The 20,512-nt window shown below is 34.5% G+C and carries 18 protein-coding genes; 11 read left to right on the forward strand and 7 right to left on the reverse strand.

What is annotated here, in order from left to right:
• The first annotated feature begins 4 nt into the window (after nucleotides 1-4).
• From CW357_RS06110 to CW357_RS06125, 4 genes are read left to right on the forward strand one after another with little or no spacing between them, the layout of a single operon-like run.
• Complete coding sequence (locus CW357_RS06110; protein ID WP_124217599.1) at nucleotides 5-1,000, forward strand: AAA family ATPase; 996 nt, start codon at nucleotides 5-7, stop codon at nucleotides 998-1,000.
• Nucleotides 997-1,875: a DUF58 domain-containing protein gene (locus tag CW357_RS06115; protein ID WP_124217600.1), complete on the forward strand. Its 879-nt coding sequence runs from the start codon at nucleotides 997-999 to the stop codon at nucleotides 1,873-1,875. Before CW357_RS06110 ends, CW357_RS06115 begins: the two co-directional genes overlap by 4 nt.
• A 10-nt stretch (nucleotides 1,876-1,885) precedes the next feature.
• Complete coding sequence (locus CW357_RS06120; RefSeq protein WP_124217601.1) at nucleotides 1,886-3,646, forward strand: vWA domain-containing protein; 1,761 nt, start codon at nucleotides 1,886-1,888, stop codon at nucleotides 3,644-3,646.
• Entirely contained in the window at nucleotides 3,630-6,224 is a 2,595-nt protein-coding gene (locus tag CW357_RS06125; RefSeq protein ID WP_124217602.1) for a VWA domain-containing protein, read from the forward strand. Before CW357_RS06120 ends, CW357_RS06125 begins: the two co-directional genes overlap by 17 nt.
• Nucleotides 6,225-6,271: 47 nt before the next feature.
• Here CW357_RS06125 and CW357_RS06130 read toward each other — a convergent pair whose 3' ends face one another.
• From CW357_RS06130 to CW357_RS06155, 6 genes are all read right to left on the reverse strand, one after another.
• Complete coding sequence (locus tag CW357_RS06130; protein WP_124217603.1) at nucleotides 6,272-7,441, reverse strand: MFS transporter; 1,170 nt, start codon at nucleotides 7,439-7,441, stop codon at nucleotides 6,272-6,274.
• Nucleotides 7,442-7,631: 190 nt separating this feature from the next.
• Nucleotides 7,632-8,705: an ABC transporter substrate-binding protein gene (locus CW357_RS06135; RefSeq protein ID WP_124217604.1), complete on the reverse strand. Its 1,074-nt coding sequence runs from the start codon at nucleotides 8,703-8,705 to the stop codon at nucleotides 7,632-7,634.
• Entirely contained in the window at nucleotides 8,702-9,496 is a 795-nt protein-coding gene (locus CW357_RS06140; protein ID WP_124217605.1) for an ABC transporter permease, read from the reverse strand. The genes CW357_RS06135 and CW357_RS06140 overlap by 4 nt, the downstream gene beginning before the upstream one ends.
• Nucleotides 9,480-10,301, reverse strand: coding sequence for an ABC transporter permease (locus CW357_RS06145; protein WP_119414716.1), 822 nt, complete (start codon nucleotides 10,299-10,301; stop codon nucleotides 9,480-9,482). The genes CW357_RS06140 and CW357_RS06145 overlap by 17 nt, the downstream gene beginning before the upstream one ends.
• Entirely contained in the window at nucleotides 10,294-11,397 is a 1,104-nt protein-coding gene (locus tag CW357_RS06150) for an ABC transporter ATP-binding protein (protein WP_119414717.1), read from the reverse strand. The genes CW357_RS06145 and CW357_RS06150 overlap by 8 nt, the downstream gene beginning before the upstream one ends.
• Before the next feature lie 16 nt (nucleotides 11,398-11,413).
• Entirely contained in the window at nucleotides 11,414-11,956 is a 543-nt protein-coding gene (locus CW357_RS06155; protein ID WP_124217606.1) for a helix-turn-helix domain-containing protein, read from the reverse strand.
• A 370-nt stretch (nucleotides 11,957-12,326) separates the two neighbouring features.
• Here CW357_RS06155 and CW357_RS06160 point away from each other — a divergent pair, with 370 nt between their 5' ends.
• Complete coding sequence (locus CW357_RS06160; RefSeq protein ID WP_124217607.1) at nucleotides 12,327-14,009, forward strand: methyl-accepting chemotaxis protein; 1,683 nt, start codon at nucleotides 12,327-12,329, stop codon at nucleotides 14,007-14,009.
• 192 nt (nucleotides 14,010-14,201) lie between these two features.
• Here the strand turns inward: CW357_RS06160 and CW357_RS06165 are convergent, their stop codons facing one another.
• On the reverse strand, nucleotides 14,202-14,873 hold the full coding sequence (locus CW357_RS06165; protein ID WP_119414720.1) for a LytTR family DNA-binding domain-containing protein: 672 nt from the start codon (nucleotides 14,871-14,873) through the stop codon (nucleotides 14,202-14,204).
• 198 nt (nucleotides 14,874-15,071) lie between these two features.
• Here CW357_RS06165 and aceA point away from each other — a divergent pair, with 198 nt between their 5' ends.
• The 6 genes from aceA (at nucleotide 15,072) to CW357_RS06190 (ending at nucleotide 20,472) form a co-directional block, all read left to right on the forward strand.
• Nucleotides 15,072-16,355, forward strand: a complete 1,284-nt coding sequence (gene aceA / locus CW357_RS06170) for an isocitrate lyase (RefSeq protein WP_119414721.1) — start codon at nucleotides 15,072-15,074, stop codon at nucleotides 16,353-16,355.
• A 171-nt stretch (nucleotides 16,356-16,526) separates the two neighbouring features.
• A complete protein-coding gene (aceB, locus tag CW357_RS06175; protein WP_369973747.1) occupies nucleotides 16,527-18,125 on the forward strand; it encodes a malate synthase A in 1,599 nt (532 codons plus the stop codon).
• Between the two features lie 52 nt (nucleotides 18,126-18,177).
• Nucleotides 18,178-18,300 carry a YhfH family protein gene (locus CW357_RS18470; protein WP_199670654.1) on the forward strand — a complete coding sequence of 41 codons (123 nt, stop codon included), beginning with the start codon at nucleotides 18,178-18,180 and terminating at the stop codon, nucleotides 18,298-18,300.
• A 271-nt stretch (nucleotides 18,301-18,571) separates the two neighbouring features.
• The gene (locus CW357_RS06180; protein WP_119414723.1) at nucleotides 18,572-19,120 is read left to right on the forward strand and encodes a peroxiredoxin; all 549 of its coding nucleotides are present in this window, start codon (nucleotides 18,572-18,574) and stop codon (nucleotides 19,118-19,120) included.
• 102 nt (nucleotides 19,121-19,222) lie between these two features.
• On the forward strand, nucleotides 19,223-19,675 hold the full coding sequence (locus CW357_RS06185; protein ID WP_124217608.1) for a TlpA family protein disulfide reductase: 453 nt from the start codon (nucleotides 19,223-19,225) through the stop codon (nucleotides 19,673-19,675).
• Between the two features lie 137 nt (nucleotides 19,676-19,812).
• Nucleotides 19,813-20,472 carry a potassium channel family protein gene (locus tag CW357_RS06190; RefSeq protein ID WP_119414724.1) on the forward strand — a complete coding sequence of 220 codons (660 nt, stop codon included), beginning with the start codon at nucleotides 19,813-19,815 and terminating at the stop codon, nucleotides 20,470-20,472.
• The last annotated feature ends 40 nt before the right edge of the window (nucleotides 20,473-20,512 follow it).

The raw sequence follows: 20,512 nt of genomic DNA on the forward strand, positions 1-20,512 counted from the left end.
TATAATGACATACACTGCAGAGCAATACGAACAAACAAGTAAACAGTTAGAGCAAGTGAGAAGAGAAATTGGACGATATATAGTTGGGCAAGATGAAACAATCGACTTCACGCTATACGCAATATTAGCAGATGGTCATGCACTGTTAGAAGGCCTTCCAGGATTAGGAAAGACAATGCTTATTCGTACAATTTCTGAGGTTTTAGATTTATCTTTTACGAGGATTCAATTTACACCTGATTTGATGCCAGCAGATATTACAGGTACAAGCATTATAGAAAGAATGCCTGATGGAACATCTCAATTTAAATTTAAAGAAGGTCCAATTTTTAGCCAAATGGTACTTGCAGATGAAATAAACCGTGCAACCCCAAAAACGCAAAGTGCTTTGCTAGAAGCGATGGGTGAAAAAACAGTGACAGTTCTAGGTGACACGAAACAAATGTCAAAGCCTTTTTTCGTTCTAGCCACTCAAAATCCAATAGAAATGGAGGGAACATACCCACTTCCGGAAGCACAAATGGACCGTTTTCTATGTAAGATTCAAGTTGCTACTCCAACCAAAAAAGAATTGATAGAAATTATGAAAAGAACGACAGGTGTTAACAAAACTGTGCTTGAAAAGAAATTATCAACAAACCAACTAATAGAGATTCAAAAAATGGTCAAAGAAGTCATTATTGCTGATGATATGTTGGAATACGCTGCTGACTTAGTTGTTGCTACGCATCCGGATCAAGAAGATGCACCAGAAATAGTACGGCAATACGTGGAGTATGGAAGTGGTCCTCGTGGTTTACAAAGTATTATTAAATTAGCAAAATCAAGAGCTCTGATGAATGGAAGATTCCATGTTTCAATTGCAGATATAAAAACGGTCGTTAAACCTGCTCTTCGTCATCGCTTACTATTAAATTATGAGGGTGAGGCTTCAGGACTAAAAGTTGACGATATAGTTGATCAACTTGTGGAAGCATTACAACAAGGACAAAAAGTATGAACATAAAAAATACAATATTACCTCCAGAATGGAGTAGTAAGATACGCAGGTATTGTTTACAAAGTCATTCTAAAATACGTGGTCAATATAAAGGTTCTCACCGCTCACAACGCTTTGGTTCATCATTAGAGTTTTCAGATTTTAGAGAGTACCACTCCGGTGACGATGTACGCCAGATTGATTGGAATGTCTATGCACGAACTGAAAAATATTATATTAAAAGATTTTTGGATGAACAAGAAATGCGTGTTCATATTCTTTTAGACACTACAAAGTCGATGTCCCAAGAAGTTAAATGGATGGTCGCAAAACAATTAACAGTAGCACTTGGTGCCATGGTACTAAACCAAGACGACCATTTATCATTTAGTTTTGTTAGTGAAAAAAATGTCCCTCCTTTTAGAAGAAAAGGCGCAAGCTTTCAAAAAGCATTTGAACAAATAGTAGCTCAGCTTGAGGAGCCTACTATAGCTGGTGATTTTACTGATCATGCGATGAAAGTCATTCCAAAAGATTTAACAGTATTAATAATTATTTCAGATGGATTAGAACCTATTGAAAAGTGGCGAACTTTTTTGAAACAAACGCCAAAGGTTGCTGGAGATATACGTTTTTTACAAATACAAACTACTCAAGAAATTGCCCCAGCTTATACTGGGGATGTAGAACTTCTAGATATGGAAACAAAAGAATCCTTAAATGTTTCGATGTCTCAAACAGTGTTCAATTCATATCAACAACTGCGTGAGCGTCATCAAAGTCAATTGATAGCGTTATGCCAGCAATATGGAATTTCTTTTTTGCCAGTTAACACGAATGATGGAATCCAGCATATATTATTCCAACAATTGTTAAAGGTACATTGGATTGGGTGAGGTGATGTAATTGGGATTTTTAAATTTATCATTTTTATGGACAATGATTATGCCACTAATTGTCATAATCTATTATTTCTTTCGTAAAAAATACATTCAGCAATCTGTTTCATCCACACTTTTTTGGCGAGAAATTATGAAAGAAACGAAAGTATCCCCTTATTTACAGCATCTACAACAAAATGCACTATTTTATCTGCAATTGTTCGCATTACTTCTTATGATGTTCGTATTACTACAACCCTATATAAAAACAAAAAACATCTCAGGTGAACAAATTATTTGGGTAGTGGATACATCTTCGACCATGCTAGCGAAGGAAGAAAACGAAACTATTTTTGAAAAGCATAAGAACGAAATGCTAGCACTATCAAAAAAACTAGGTGGTAAAGCAGTAACAATTGTAACTGTAGGGGCAGAACCTAAAATAGTATTACAAGATGAAAAGAATAGAGCAAGGATTGAAAGAGCAATCCAACAATTACAAGTTACATATAGTCATGAAGATTGGCCAAATACGATGGACTTTTTACAAAGCATAATAGGAAAAAAATCAACGGCAGTTTACATTTTTACAGATGCTATTGAACCAAAACAATTACCAAAGCGGACGAAAAATATAAAATGGATTGTTCAAGGATCTGAAAAAAAGCATCAAAACATTTCACTGCAAAGGTTCGGTGCAATTCAATCAGCAGAGGGTATTGAGGCTATTGCTCAAATAGAAAACCAAAACCAAAAAAGTCAACAAACTACTTTGAAAATATATAATGCAAATCAAGAAGAGATTGCTAGAAAGACCATCAATTTAAAAGCAAATCATATTACAAAAGTAAGATTGGATAATTTAAAGAGCACAGATGCTTTAACAGCTAGATTAACGGCAAATGATGAATATGCTGCAGACCAATCAATGAGTACGTTATTAGCAACTGATAGTTCTCAAATATTTGTCGACCAATCTTTGCATCAGTTAATTTCAAAAGCATTTCAATCGATTGATTCATCAGCAAGTACCATTTCTTCAAATCAATTGGAAAGTATACAGAGTAAAAGTATATTAGTAACAAATCATACAGATCTACTGCATCAATCAAAGAATCCAATATTATTAATTGGAAGAGATGATAAGAAAGCTCTAAAAGTTGACGGTGAAGTAAAAATAATTGATCCAAAACTATTTTCATATGCATCAATTGAGGATATCTATGTAGAAAAAGTTTATCCAAAAGTACGGAATGCAAAAACTTTAGTAACGGTTGGAGATACTCCATTAATACAGCAAACAGAAAATGGTCATATTGTTGTATTAATGGATTTGCAGATGACAGATTGGGCATTACATCCTTCATTTCCTCTTTTCTTATGGAGTGCAAAGGAAAAACTGACTGCCCATAACAGTCAACTCGGGACCTTTAAACCCGGAGAAAAAAGAGTTGTTTCCTTACCAGAAAGTAAAAAAGGCATAGATATTTATACTCCAAATAACGAATATATCAAGAGTATAGCGGATGGTGGTAGCTTTGTAGCGCCATCAAAACCTGGATTATATTATGTTAAAACCGATAGCGACCCCCTTTATTTTGTAGTTGCACTGGAGCAACAAGAAAAGACTTTGTCTGAAGGTACGAGTTTCCAGTATGGTGAGCTGTCAAAACAAAATACTATCAATAAAGACAATTCAATCTTTAGTACAATTCTTATCATTATGATACTTGCTTTACTAATAGTGGAATGGGAGGTGCAGCGTAGATATGGATTTACGAATTGACCAACCAATTTGGCTATTATTAGTCATTCCCCTCGTCTTATATATGATTTGGATTTTGAAGACAAAAACGTTACAAACACGTGAACACTGGTTCATCTTTTTCTTACGATTTATTGCGATTTTTTGTTTACTATTTGCAGCTACTAGCCCATATCTCTCGCTCCCTATTCGACAACAACAAGTAGTTTTTTTAGTCGATCGCTCTGCATCGATGAAGGGAACAGATAAGAATGTAGCTTCTTGGATTGAAGAGAGTTTAAAGACTAGAAAAGATAAGCAAAATGTAGGTGTTTATAGCTTTGCAAAGGGGATTCAAACAGATGTTGGTATTACAAACGTAGCGATTCAATTACCAAAATGGCAAGATTTATCTGATACAAGCGAAACAAATATAGCAAGTGCACTACAATTGGTCACGAATCTGTTACCGAAAAATAAAGCATCACGACTTGTATTGCTTTCTGATGGTTTAGAGACAAATGGAAATGTAGAAAATCAATTAAATTATTTCAAGAATAATAATATACAAATCGATACAGTCCAACTTGCAAACAATCAAGTGACAGATACAGCCATCACGGATTTCCAAACACCAAACATAGCTTATGAAGGTGAAGAACAACCACTGCAAGTTCAAATAGAAACAACTGAACCAACAGATGGAGAGTTAGTAATCACATTAAATGATGAAACGATTGCAAAGAAAAATGTTTCATTAGACGTAGGGAAAAATACGATCACAGTTAAACATATTGCTAATAAACAAGGCTTATTAAAATATGAAGCTATACTTAAAGTGAAAAATGATACATTTATCGAAAATAATAAATGGATGAGCATCACAAATGTAAAAGGTACCCCACGTGTTTTACTAGTGCACGGAAACAATCAATCTACTACTTTGGCAAAAATAATAGGAAGAAAAGAGCTAACGATTAAGAATATTGCAGCTTCTGAATTACCTTCTAGCCAAACTTCATACTTGCAATACGAAGCGATTATTTTTGATAATGTCCCTGGTCATGAAGTAGGAGAAGCGAAAATGAGGCTGATTGAACAATCCGTTAAAAACTTTGGTGTCGGTTTTATGATGGTAGGGGGAGATAATAGTTTTGGGCTAGGTGGATATTTTAAAACGCCAATTGAGAAACTATTACCTGTAGAAATGGAAGTGAAGGGGAAGGAACAATTACCTTCTTTAGGGCTAGTCATCGTCATGGACCGTTCAGGAAGTATGTCAGGAAACAAAATTGAACTGGCGAAGGAAGCCTCAGCAAGATCTGTAGAATTACTAAGAAAAAGTGATACATTCGGATTTATCGCATTTGATAGTCAGCCGTGGAGCATTATTGATACAGCTCCTTTGAAAAACAAAAAGCAAGCGATTAAAGACATTTTAGCTGTTAATCCAGAGGGTGGAACAGAAATATACCAATCGCTGCAAATGGCATATGAACAATTAAAGCCATTAAAGCTACAGAGAAAGCATATTATCTTACTAACAGATGGGCAATCCTCAACAAATGCTTCGTATGAAGTGCTGACTGCAGAAGGTAAAAAATCTAATATTACTATGTCGACTGTTGCAATTGGTGATGATGCTGATCGTAAATTATTAGAAGAACTCTCGCGTTTTGGAAATGGACGTTTTTATGATGTAAGGGATGAGGAAACGATTCCCTCCATTTTAGCGCGTGAAACATCAATGATGACAAGAACATATATTGAAGATCATCCATTTTATCCAATTATATCTTCTGTAACTCCATGGGATACATTATTTAATGATGGCGTTCCACAGATGAATGCATATATTGCAACTACAGCAAAGCAAACTGCGAAAGTCATTGCGAAAAGCGAAAAAGACGATCCAGTTATTACACAATGGAATTATGGTCTTGGAAAATCTATTGCCTACACATCAGATACATCTGGAAAATGGGCAGGTGATTGGGCACGTTGGAACAAATGGTCACAATTCTGGAATTTAGCGGTTTCTGAAATTCTTCCTTCATTTGACGAAGTACCATACTCCATTTCTCAACAAACGGATGGTTCTTATTTAATCACTGACGTAGCCCAAAAGAGTGCTTTTATGGATATATCAGTAGTAGATGATGATGGAAAAGATGTAGAAATAACAGAAGAAACAATTGCACCAGGAAAAACAAAGGTTTATATTGACCATAAGCCAGGGCTTGTTTACTTTAGTGTTTCAAACGAAGACAATGGTACATTTAAAGCGGGTATTACTATACCATATAACAAAGAATATCAGCTGCAACAGCCAAACTCTGAACTACTACAACAAATAGCTAAATCTACTGGTGGGAAAATGTTAGAAAAACCAAAAGAGGCATTTCGCAATTTGCCTAAAAGTAGTTTTGAACAACAAAACATAACAATTTGGTTTGTGTTAATAGCTATGGTCTTGTTCTTTGTTGATATTACTTTAAGACGTTTTGGTTGGAAGACTATTAGAGGAGTATTGATAAGGGAAAACTCTACAAAAACAGAAAAACAAATTGAAGACAAGCGATTAGATGTTGAATCTTTATTAAAGAAAAAAAGAAAATAATAAAAGCGGCACATCTCGCGATCAGAGGGTGCCGCTTAATTTTAAGATTATTGAATTGAAAATGATTTTTTGTTCCAAATATAAGTGATTCCGAAGCACACTATTAATATAACAGTCCCTAAGATAAAAGGAATATTCATATGCCAATCTAACAGGGTTCCTGCTAATGCTGGTCCAATCATATTACCAAGACTCATATAAGCATTGTTCATCCCTGCAGCATAACCTTGTTCCTGCCCAGCTACTTTTGAAATAAGCGTATTTACCGCTGGTCGGATTAGAGTAGTCGCTGTTTGGAATGTGGTTGCAACAAATAAAATAATAAAGAAACCACTAACGAAAATCATACCGAGCATAGAAATAGCCGCTACAACTAAACTGATCAAAATAATATTCATCTCACCAAATCGTTTGAATAGACGTCCAAGTAAAAGGCCTTGGACAATTACCCCAACGAACCCACCAACCGTCATTAAGATAGCAATATCATTTGGAGTGTAGTGAAATTTATAGGTTAAAAACATAGATAACGTTGCTTGGAAATTAGCAATACCAAATGAGAAAACAAAAACAACCACTAACAATATAAAATAAGGTGTTTTAACCGAGCGAATCATTTCTTTTACGATATTATTGCCAGCTGGTGCTTCAACAATAACTGGTGCCGTTTTGGGTAAAAAGAGTAATGATAAAATACCAGAGATAATAGCGGCTGCACCTGCTACAAAGAAAGGAAAGTGCAAACTTACATTAGATAATGCGCCACCAATTCCTGGTCCAATCATAAAACCAAAAGAAATAGCTGCACCAATCATCCCCATGGCTTTACCACGTTGTTCTAAGGTAGTAATATCAGCAGCGAATGCCATTATAGGAGGAGTTATGAAAGCAGAACCTACCCCTATTAGAAACCGTAATATGAACAATTCCCATAAATCTGTAGCTAATCCAAATAGAATTTGGCAAGAGCCATTAAGAAGTAAACCAAAGATGATTAATTTTTTTCTTCCAATGCGATCAGAAAGACTTCCTGCAATTGGCGAAAAAATAAATTGAGCAAAAGCAATAATGGAGATTAAATATCCTAATACTTTTGCCGTTGCGCCAAATTCCTTAAGAAAGTTAGGCATGATTGGAATGATTAAGCCAATAGCGCTCATCGTTATAAACATATTGAACATTAATAATAGGAGTGCAAATTTGTTGCTTTTGTTCATAATAGTATAATATCTCCTTATTTATTTCGTGATGCTAAATATATGTTAAAACTATTTTTCATTATAACGGTTGTGTATATGTCATTCAATAAAATTAGATTAAAAAAGTTATACATATATGCAGAAAAGGGAAATTGCGTCATGCAATTTCCCTTTCTCATAGACTTAGATAACTTATATTTTTTAAATCTTACCGAATGGACATTTTGAATTTCAAAAATTGTTCATTGTACTCACCGATTTTTTGTTTTCCTAAGTTTTTATATACATGAAGCTTGTTACGAACTTCTTTAGGAGGGTAGTAGCGTTCATCATTGACAACTTCGGGATCGAGTAACTTTAATGCCGCTCTGTTCGGAGTAGAGTAACCGACGTAGTCTGCATTTTGTGCAGCAACTTTAGGATCTAACATGAAGTTGATAAATTTATGTGCTCCGTCAATGTTTTTTGACGTTTTTGGAATAACCATATTATCAAACCATAAATTAGATCCTTCTTTAGGAACACTGTAGGTCAAGTCTTCATTTTCGTACATCATATCTGCAGCTTGCCCAGACCATGTTAAGGCTACTTCAGCATCACCGTTAATCATTAACTGAGTAACTTCATCTCCAATAACTGCTTTTACATTAGGTGCCATTTTAATCAGTTTATTAGTAGCAGCCTGTAATTCATGGCTATCGGTTGAGTTAAGAGATTTACCCATACTATTTAAACCAACACCCATAACTTCCCGAGCACTATCGACCAAAATAACTTTACCTTTTAAAGAAGGATCCCAAAGTTCGTCCCAACTTTCAAAGTTATGGTTCTTAATCATTTTTGTATTATAAACAATTCCTACTGTTCCCCAGAAATAAGGAATAGAATACTGATTATCTTTATCAAAATCTAGGTTTAAGAAATCGGGTTCTATATTCTTTAAATTTGGAACTTTACTATGATCGATTTTTTTTAATAAATGACGTTCTTTCATTTGTTCAATCGTATACTCAGATGGAACAGCGATATCATAGTTCGTTCCACCTTGTTCGATTTTTGTCATCATTGCTTCATTTGAATCAAAGGTTTCATATACAACATGAATACCTGTTTTTTTTTCAAATTTCTTAAGTAATGCTGGATCGATATATTCTCCCCAGTTATAGACCGTTAAAATATTTTTTCCGGATTTACCTGAAGTAGTATCCATTGCATGCGCAATATACATAAGAACACCACTAACAAGTAGAATACCGATGGTAGCTCGTACTAATGCTTTCATTTTTGAGCCCCCGTTCTAGATTGGTGATTTGAGATAAAGTAATAACCTAATACAAGGATCAATGTTACAAAGAATACGATTCCTGATATAGCGTTAACGGTTAAAGATACTCCAGCACGAGCCATTGAATAGATTTCAACAGAAAGAGTGCTAAAACCATTTCCCGTAACAAAGAATGTAACAGCAAAGTCATCTAAAGAATAAGTTAAGGCCATAAAGAATCCTGCAAAAATACCAGGTTTGATATATGGCAAGATGACACGTGTTAAAACATCACGACGGCTTGCCCCTAAATCCAATGCGGCATCAATCAATGATGAATTCATTTCTTGCAATTTTGGTAATACCATTAAGACCACAATCGGAATACTAAACGCTGCATGGGAAAGTAAAACGGAAGTAAACCCTAATTTAACGCCAACCATCGTAAATAATATTAAAAATGATGCACCGATAATAACATCTGGGCTAACAATAAGAATATTATTTAATGATAAAACCATATTTCGTAGTTTGCGATTGCGAATAGCGATGATACCGATTGAACCAAGTGTACCTATAATTGTTGATATCAAGGCCGAAAGTAAGGCTACGACAACCGTATTGATCAATATTACTATCAATCTTGAATCATTGAACACATCTTTATAGTGACTTAATGTGAATGATTTAAAGTTCGTCATTGAATCTCCACTATTGAAAGAATAAAACACTAGGAAAAGAATAGGTGCGTAAAGAACAACAAAGACGAATGCTAAGTAGAGTCTAGATTTTTTACTTAGTTTTTCCATTACGTACCGCTCCTTTCCGTTTTTCACCAGTAAAGAGCATGATGATCAACATGAAGATAATTAAAAATACAGCAATTGTGGAACCCATTCCCCAGTTTTGAGTAACTAAAAATTGTTCCTCAATAGCAGTACCAAGCGTAATCACTCTGTTCCCTGCTATTAAGCGTGTAATCATAAATAGAGATAGGGAAGGGATAAATACGGCTTGAATCCCTGATTTAATACCATTCATCGTCAACGGTATCACAACTCTACGTAAAGTAGTAAATTTAGAAGCACCCAAATCACGTGAAGCATCGATTAATGCAGGATTTAACTTATCGAGTGCATTGAAAATAGGTAGTATCATAAATGGTATAAAGATATAAACAGCTACAAATACAAATGCAATATCTGTAAATAGAATTTGTTGCTTTGGTAAGCCAATAGCTTGTACAAAAGCGTTAATAGGTCCTTTATTACCAAAAATGCCTATGAATGCATATGTTTTTAAAAGTAGATTAATCCATGAAGGAATAATGATTAAAATAAGCCAAAGCTGTTTATGCTTCAATTTTGTGATGAAATATGCTGCTGGATAAGATACCAACAATGAAAATAAAGTAATTAAAAACGCATACCAGAAAGAACTCAATGTCATTTTCAAATAAACACTAGTAAAGAAATTTTTATAGTTTTCTATCGTAAAATGACCATGTAAATCTAATAGGGAATAATATGCGACTAAAAGAATTGGTGCAATTACAAATAATAGAATCCAAATATAATAGGGGATTAGTGAAAGTAAATTCCCTTTCTTACGCATTTTCATCTTCTCCATAGGATTCTAATCGTTTATCGAAATCTTCTTCAGATTCATTTAAACGCATTACATGAATAGCTTCTGGGTCAAAGTCTAAGCCGATTTTTGCACCAACATCTGCTTTTTTCAATGAGTGTACAAGCCATTCGTTGCCATCTTGGTCATAAGTTGAAAGTTCATAATGTACGCCACGGAAAAGCTGAGTATCTACTTTAACAACTAGTTTTCCATGCTCAACATCAGTTATTTCTAAATCTTCTGGGCGGATGACGATATCTACCTTTTCATTTGGATTCAGCCCTTGGTCAACACACTCAAAAGTTTTACCCGTAAACGTAACTTCGAAGTCTTTTACCATAATCCCTGGAACAATATTGGATTCACCAATGAAATCAGCTACAAAGCGGTTAATTGGTTCATCATAAATATCAACAGGGGAGCCACTTTGTTGGATAAGTCCTTCATTTAATACGAAAATCTCATCTGACATTGCAAGTGCTTCTTCTTGGTCATGTGTTACAAAAACAAAAGTTTTTCCTAAACGTTGTTGTAATTCACGAAGTTCGTATTGCATTTCTGTACGTAGTTTTAAATCAAGTGCGGAAAGAGGTTCATCTAGTAGAATGATTTCTGGATCATTTACTATCGCTCTTGCAATCGCAACACGTTGACGTTGACCACCTGACATTTCCGATATTTCTCTTTGACTATAACCAGCTAAGTTAACAAACTTTAAAGCTTCTTCCACTCTTTTAATAATTTCTGCTTCGCTTACTTTTTTAATACGTAAACCAAATGCAACATTTTCGAAGACATTTAAATGAGGAAACAGTGCATAGTCTTGGAATACAGTGTTAACTTGTCGTTCATTTGCAGGAACATTATTAATTTTTTTACCATTAAAATAAATAGTCCCGTTTGTTGGTTCCATAAAGCCAGCGATAAGACGTAAAATAGTTGTTTTACCACAGCCTGATGGACCTAGTAGGGTATAAAACTTACCACGTTCCATTTCAAAGCTAATATCTTTTAATACAATCGTGCCATCGCTATATGATTTTGAAACATTATCAAAGCGAATAATAGTGTTTTCTGTCATTTACTGTCCTCCAATGCTACAAATATGATTCAGTTGCAACTAATAAAATTTCTGTCTTACCTGCAAAATCATTGAATAATTGATGATTGTCAGAAGCATCAAAGTAGATTGTCTGTCCTTTTGATGCGACAAATGTTTGTTTACCTAAAATAAGTCTTACTCGTCCTTCTAAGACGTATATAAAAGTTTCGGATAAAGAAGGCTCGAATTGCTTGAATTCCCCGTGTTCTTCAAAAGTGATCATGACGGGTTCAATTTCTTTTTCATTGGAAGTTGGAATAAGCCATTCAATACAATATTTTTTTTCCTCGTCCGTGTAAATAGTGTGATCTTCTTCTGTATATACAACTTTTTGTTCCTCTACTTCATCATCAAAAAATTCCTTGGGGGTAGAACCAAGAACTTCTAATAATGCGAAGAGTGTTTCAATAGAAGGAGAGTTTAAATCTCTTTCTAGTTGAGAGATGTATCCTTTGCTCAAATCTGTTCTTTCGCCTAATTCTTCTTGGGTTAGCCCTTTTTTTAGGCGAAGTCGTTTAATTTTTTTGCCAATTTGCATCTAAACGAACTCCTCAATTATTTACTATCTGTAAACTAGGAGCTAGGTAAGTTTACTTTCGCCTAACTCTGAATAACAAAAGTTTAGTTTTACAAAACTTCAAGTTTACTAAAACGTTATTTATTATACAAAATTAAGCATATTTTTCAACCTTTTTTGTAAAAATAAATATATTTTATTTATTAAGAGAAGAAGAAATTTTATATTTCAAAAGTGATAATAATAAATAAGATGTTTTGTAGTAATTTATATAGTTACATAGGATTATATTTATTATTAAATTTTTGAGTATAATTACCTTTTTGTTTTACTAAATAAGTGAATATAGTATAATGTTACAGTGTCGAATATAGTCAAAAGGAGTCGTAATATGAAAAAAACAATAGCTAAAAAGATGTGGGTTGGTTTTTCATCCATTTTAATCTTATTAATAGTAATTTCTACTCTATCTATCTATTCAACCTTTGATCTCACAGGCAGATATGAAGTTGTTTTAGATAATGATGTTGAGCGCATTAACTATGTAGAAGATATTGTTGTCATTCAAAAAGATATGGCAACTGCAATCTTGGAATATGTAATGTTTGGTAAAGACGAGGCTGTAGCCAATTTTCAGGCTCAAATTGAGAAAGGGTCAGCTTCCGCAAAAGCATTGATTAAGAGTTCCAAGGATAAGGAATCCAAAAAACTATTAGCAGATCTTAGAACGCAAAGTCAATTATTATTTGAATCTAACAACAAAGTTATCGAACTAAAGAAAGCAGGAAAAGATTACAGTCAATATTCAGCTCAATCGTATAAATTAAATGGGGAAGTTTTAAAAATCTTAGCAGATTTAAAAAAAGTCCAAGAAAATCATATGGCAGATACGAGAACTGAGTTACAAAAATATCAAAATACAGCTAATATAATTGTCATTGTATTAACCATCATCAGTTTATTAGTTGGTATTGTTATTTCATATTTAATAAGTAAAAGTATTTCAAAACCTGTACATAAAATCACAAATGGATTGGAAGAAATCGCAAACGGTAATTTAGCTGTTGAACCGATTAAAGTAAACAATAAAGATGAAATAGGTGTAATGGCCTCTACTTTTAATCGCATGTCGAAGGATTTAAGAGGTATTGTTTCGAGTGTACGTGATACTTCTTTGCAAGTTGCTGCGAATGCAGAAGAATTATCTGCAAGCTCACAAGAAAGTTTAGCATCTACACAAATGGTTGCAAAATCAGCAGAGGAACAAATGGCAGCTAGTGAACAACAGGTTAAACATATAACTAGTTCTGTAAATTCTATGTTAGAAATGCAACAAAGCGTCGATCAAATTGCTAGTCATAATACAGAAATGCTTCAAGCAACAAATGGTGTAAATCGTTTAGTCGATCAAGGTTCTTTAGTTGTTTCAGATGTAGCTACTCAAATGGATACCATCCATAGTACATTCCAAGAAACAACAGAAATTATGCAAATGATGGCTAAGCATTCTGATGACATTCAATCTATTACAAATTTAATAACAGATATCTCAGAACAAACTAATTTACTTGCGCTAAATGCAGCAATAGAAGCAGCTAGAGCTGGAGAATATGGTAAAGGTTTTGCTGTAGTAGCTGAAGAAGTAAGAAATCTCGCTGAACAATCTAAAAATTCAGCATCTGAAATTGAATCAATGGTTCAATTAATCCAAAATGCTTCTGCCAATGCAGTAAAAGCGATTACTACTGGTGGAGAAAAAGTAAAAGAGGGACTTAATAAAACTCACGAATCACTAAGTGTTTTCAATGAAATTGAGACAGGCGTTCAAGGCGTTGTTGAAAAAGTTGAATTTGTTTCTGTTGCAATCAAAAAAATCCAAGATGAAACAGAACGAGTAACTAATGGAGCAAAACAAGTTCAAGAATTGGCATCTTCAGTTGCTGATGGTGCAAATGACACAAGTGCTGCTACTGAAGAACAACTTGCTTCAAATGAAGAAATTAGCAAAAATGCACAAGAGTTAGCTAACCTATCCGAAGAACTTCAAAATAAAGTGGTACGATTTAAACTATAATATTAGTAAAATAGCATCTTAAAAAAGAGGGGCTTTCCTATAAAAATCTTATAGGAAAGTCCTTCTTTTTGTAAAAAATATAAGCTATAAAGTACTGCTCTAGCGATTATCCAATCATTACTTTCACGTTTCGTTACTATGGATGTGTCTTAAAGGGCTTTTCAGAAATAGCTTTTTGTTTAAATAAAAAGATTAAAATTCTAATACTCGTTTCACATCAATTAAATATGAATTACTTACAGGAAGCTCTGTACCATTTTTCATGCTAATGATTAAGTTCGATGAAAAATCACGTGTTATTCGATCAATAGAGTGGATGTTAATAATATAGGAACGATGGATTCTTAAAAAGAAGTCTGGTAATCTTCTCGATAGTTCTTTTAAGGTAAAATTGATTTTGTATTGTTCATCATCAACATAAAACCAAGTTTTTTTATTTAGACTTTCAAAGTGAGATATTTGTTCAATGGAGATTGGTACCCATTGATCTTGCTGTTTTCCTGTCACGAATCGTAAAGGTTTACCTTTAGCCTCTGGGTGTTCAGGGGAAAGAATAATGATTAAAGCAGCAGGTTTCCCTAAGAAATTTATAGGATAACCAATACCGTAGTATGCAGTACCAAGAAGTTCCTCATCTATAATAGCTTCTACTTTCCTTCGCTTATTAATCACTTGATCTGCAATACTTCCTCTTTTAATCTTTTTCCCGTTATCTAATAGAATGTCATGTGTACCAGCAGCGTAATAAACATAGGTCTCCTCAACTGCAATTGCAATTGAAGCATCTTCTGGAAGCCAATCTTTTAATAAAGAACAGTACTGATTTGCTGCTATCTTAATAGAAATTTCTGTTTCCTGTACCATTTTATCTTCCTCCTCATTCATCTTTGAAATACAATCATTTATCTCAAAAAAAGGGGATTTCATCCAAAAATAATAACAAAATACACCTTCTGTTGTATATTAGTTTATAACAACGATAGCTGTTATGCAACAAAATATAGGGGTGTATTTTATATAAAGAGCTAGCGTTAAAAAGACAAAGTGGAAGGTGTGGATTATATGTTAACAAGACAACAACAAATTGAGCAACTTGAAAAAAGCTGGAAAAATGAGGAGCGCTGGAATGGTATTGAGCGTCCATATACGGCTGAGGAAGTAGTAAAACTAAGAGGATCAGTACAAATTCAACATACCTTAGCAGAAAAAGGTGCAAACCGTTTATGGAAATCTTTGCAAGAAGAAGATTTTATCAATGCACTTGGAGCCCTTACGGGAAATCAAGCAGTTCAACAAGTTAAAGCAGGTTTAAAAGCAATTTACTTAAGTGGTTGGCAAGTTGCAGCTGATGCAAACCTTTCTGGTCAAATGTATCCAGACCAATCTTTATATCCTGCAAACTCTGTTCCACAAGTAGTAAAACGTATCAATCAAGCACTACAACGTGCAGATCAAATTGATTATGCAGAAGGTCGTAAAGACGAGTTTGACTGGTTTGCTCCAATCGTAGCAGATGCAGAAGCAGGATTTGGTGGCCCGTTAAATGTCTTTGAATTAATCAAAGGAATGATCGAAGCTGGTGCAGCAGGAGTTCACCTTGAGGACCAATTAGCATCTGAGAAAAAATGTGGTCACTTAGGTGGAAAAGTGTTATTACCAACACAAAATGCAATCCGTAACCTAATTGCTGCTCGTTTAGCAGCAGATGTATCAGGTGTTCCTACTATTTTAATCGCTCGTACTGATGCGGATGCAGCAGACATGGTTACAAGTGATATTGACCCTCGTGATGCAGAATTTATCACAGGCGAAAGAACACCAGAAGGATTCTTCCGTACAAAACCTGGTATCGATCAAGCAATTGCTCGTGGTTTAGCTTATGCACCATATGCAGATCTTGTTTGGTGTGAAACATCTAAACCCGATTTAAAAGAAGCAAAACAATTTGCTGATGCGATTCATGAGAAATTCCCAGGCAAGCTATTAGCTTATAACTGTTCTCCATCGTTCAACTGGAAAGCAAATCTTGATGATGAAACGATTGCACAATACCAAATTGAACTAGGAAAAATGGGATACAAATTCCAATTTGTAACACTAGCAGGTTTCCATGCATTAAATCATAGTATGTTCAAATTAGCTCATGACTATAAAGATAATGGAATGGCTGCATACTCTAAATTACAACAAGAAGAATTTGCAAGTGAAGAAAAGGGTTATACAGCAACTAAACACCAACGTGAAGTAGGTACTGGATACTTTGATGAAGTATCACAAGTGATTTCAGGTGGTACGTCTTCAACTACAGCTATGAAAGGTTCAACTGAAACTGCACAGTTTGCTTAATTGAACCAATTAGTCAAATATGACAACACGACTGTTTGTTGTACCTTCTATTTATAAAACCTATATTTAAATTGCTTACAATAATTTGAGATATAGATATTCATAGAGTGCTTCAAACAGTCTATCATTGTTTTTCTAAGTAGCTAATTTGAAAGGATGATTCATTTGGGGATTCAACAAACTACCAAGCCTACTATTGAGATAAAAGGTTCACAAAATGCATCAACAGAAAAAATCTTGACACCGGATGCTTTGCAATTTATTGCAACATTACAGTTGCGATTTAATGAAAGAAGAAAAGTATTATTAGAACAAAGGGAAGAACGCCAAAAGCAATTAGATGAAGGCACTGCTTTAAACTTTTTAGATGAAACGAAGGAAATCCGGGAAAGTGATTGGACAATTGCCACCTTACCTGAAGATTTGCAAGACCGCCGAGTTGAAATTACTGGTCCAGTTACACGAAAGATGGTTATTAATGCTTTAAATTCAGGAGCTAAAATGTTTATGGCATGTTTCGAAGACGCTACTTCTCCAACATGGGAAAATATGATTGAAGGTCAAATTAATATGTACGATGCAGTACGTAAAACAATTTCCTTTAGTCAATCATCAAATGGTAAAGAATATCGTTTGAATGATAAAACTGCAACGTTGTTAGTTCGTCCAAGAGGGTTGCACTTATTGGAAAGAAATGTAGAAATCAATGGTGAGCAAATGTCAGGAAGCCTTTTTGATTTTGGTTTATATTTCTATCACAATGCAAAAGAATTAATCGAACGTGGATCTGGTCCATATTTTTATTTACCAAAATTAGAAAGTCATTTAGAAGCGAGATTATGGAATGATGTGTTTGTCTTTGCGCAAGACTATCTTGATATTCCGCAAGGTACGATTAAAGCAACAGTCCTAATTGAAACGATAACGGCGGCATTTGAAATGGATGAAATACTATATGAGCTAAAAGATCACTCTGCTGGCTTAAATTGTGGGCGATGGGATTATATATTTAGTTATATTAAGCGACTACGTAATCATTCGGATGTTATTTTACCTGATAGAGGCCAAGTAACGATGACATCGCCATTTATGAGAGCGTATACACAATTATGTATCCAAACTTGCCATAAACGTAATGCACCTGCTATGGGTGGTATGGCTGCACAAATTCCTATCAAGGATGATGCTGTAGCAAATGAGATTGCGTTTGAAAAGGTTCGTGAAGATAAAAGACGTGAAGTGACAGATGGACATGATGGAACATGGGTTGCGCATCCTGGCTTAGTACCTGTTGCAATGGAACAATTTGATGAGCATATGAAAACGCCAAATCAGATTCATCGTAAGCGTGAGGATGTACATGTAACTGCTGAAGATTTATTGGAAGTTCCACAAGGTACGATTACTGAAGATGGATTACGAATCAATTGCAGTGTTGGTGTGCAATATATTGCTTCTTGGTTGAGAGGTAACGGTGCTGCACCTATCAATAATATGATGGAAGATGCAGCTACAGCTGAAATTTCTCGTACACAAGTATGGCAATGGATTAGACATCCTGAGGGTAAATTAGAAAATGGCCAAAAAATTGATGTCGTGTTATTTAAAAAAATACTAAAAGAAGAGCTTCAAAAAATTGAAGACCAAGTTGGATATGAAAATTATGTAACTGGGCGTTTTGAAGAAGCAGCTGAAATTTTTTCTGAGTTAACAATACAAGATGAATTTGAAGAATTTTTAACAATCCCAAGCTACCAACATATTTCTTAAAATTCTAAACAGCTTGGTAGCCAAACATTAACTATAATTAGGAGGAGATAGTATGCAAAACGAACAAAACGAAAGATTTCCAAAACTTTGTACTGAATGCGGATGTGAAATTGTGGAGCAAGTCGAATCTACATTATATGAATGTGAACGCTGCCTAGGAAGCAAAGAAGAATAGATTTTCACAAAATATCATGTTGATAAAACACAATGGATGGCCTATTTTCTTGGGGGCGATCTATTGTGTTTTTATAATTAAACTATTAATTGTTGATAGAAATAAATGCGGACGATAAGAAAGAAAAAATTAGAAATTTCGCCACATTTTATCGGAATTACGAGAAATTATAGGTTGTAATCTTTGCGTTTAATAGAAGTATTTGTTACATTATCAAATAGATGGTAGACCGAAAAGCTACAGAAATTAAAGATTAATGGAGGGATTTAAGATGGCAGAACGTATGGTAGCAAAACAAGCACCACGCTTTGAAATGCATGCAGTAATGCCAAACAAAGAATTTGGCAAAGTAAGTCTGGAAGAAAATATGAAAAACGACAAATGGACAGTACTTTTCTTCTATCCAATGGATTTTACATTTGTTTGCCCAACTGAAATTACTGCAATGTCTGACCGTTTCGACGAATTTGAAGATCTTGATGCAGAAATTATCGGTGTATCAACGGACACAATCCACACTCACTTAGCGTGGATTAACAAAGACCGTACTGATAATGGGATTGGTCAATTGAATTATCCTTTAGCAGCTGACCATAACCAACAAGTAGCAAAAGAATATGGCGTTCTAATTGAAGAAGAAGGCGTAGCGCTACGTGGTCTATTCATCATCAATCCAGAAGGCGAATTACAATACCAAGTAGTACATCACAACAATATTGGTCGTGACGTAGACGAAGTTTTACGTGTACTTCAAGCATTACAAACTGGTGGCCTTTGCCCAGCAAACTGGCACCCAGGTGATGCATTACTAGAAGGTTAATCCTGATAGTTCTTAATTCTAGGGCCTAACATGAGTTAGGTCCTTTTTTAAAAAAAGTATATTGAAAAAACATACTTAATGAAAATTATGAGGTGAAATAGTATGAAATTACGTTCTGAAATGCCTGAATTAGTAGGTGAAGTAGCTTGGTTAAATGGTCAAGTTTCAAAAGCTGATTTAGTTGGTGAAAAACCAACATTAATCCACTTCTGGTCAATAAGTTGTCATTTATGTAAAGAAGCTATGCCAGAAGTAAATAACTTCCGCGATAAATATAAAGATGAGTTAAATGTAGTGGCAGTTCATATACCACGTTCTGAAAAAGACTTGGATCTGGATGAAATTAAAGTTATTGCTGAAAACCATGGTATTACTCAACCAATCTTTGTTGATAGTGAGTTGAAACTTACAGATGTATTTGAAAATCAATATGTACCTGCATATTATGTTTTTGATAAAGACGGCAAACTTCGTCATTTCCAAGCAGGTGGTAGCGGCATGAAAATGCTTGAAAAACGTGTTAATCGGGTGCTTGATGAAGTAAGAAATGCATAATTTAAATCAATTTAAATAAAAGGTTGCCTTTGTATAGGGTAGCCTTTTTTTAATCTTGAAAGCGAAACTTGAAATTGTTTGGTAAAATAGATTGAGATACAGCTTGGAGATGTGCTACAGAAATCGGAGGTATAAGCATGAAAAAGGAATTTGTTGTCATCGGTTTAGGGAGATTTGGAGGTAGTATAGTCAATGAACTTGTCCATCAAGGTGCAGAAGTCATGGCTATCGATAAACACCCTGAACGAGTCGATGAATTTGCAGCAATAGCTACACAAGCCGTTGTAGCAGATACAACAGATGAATCTGTTTTAAAATCTTTAGGAATCCGCAATTTTGAACATGTTATTGTAGCAATTGGTGATGATATTCAATCAAGTATTTTAACGACGTTAATGTTAAAAGAAATAGGTGTACAAAAAATAACTGTTAAGGCTCAGAATGATTACCATGAAAAAGTACTTCGGAAAATAGGCGCTGATCACGTAGTGCACCCAGAACGGGATATGGGGATTCGGATTGCTAACAATATGATGTCTAATAATGTACTCGATTATTTAGAATTATCAGATGAGCATTCTATCATGGAGATCAAAGTAAACAATCAACTTGAAGGACATACGATTATAGGACTAGATATTCGTGCACGATATGGTATTAATATTGTTGCTATTAAACGAGAAACCGATATTATTGTATCACCTCAAGCTGATGAAGTTATTCATGAAGGCGATATACTAATTGTTATTGGTGCAGATGCAGATATTAGTCGCTTTGAGAAGAAAATGCTTAACTAAACGAATTAATTTTGGAAGCTAAAAGGGATTATCCAATAAG

Origin of the sequence: Rummeliibacillus sp. TYF005, from assembly GCF_003844195.1 — a bacterium.
Lineage (GTDB): Bacteria > Bacillota > Bacilli > Bacillales_A > Planococcaceae > Rummeliibacillus.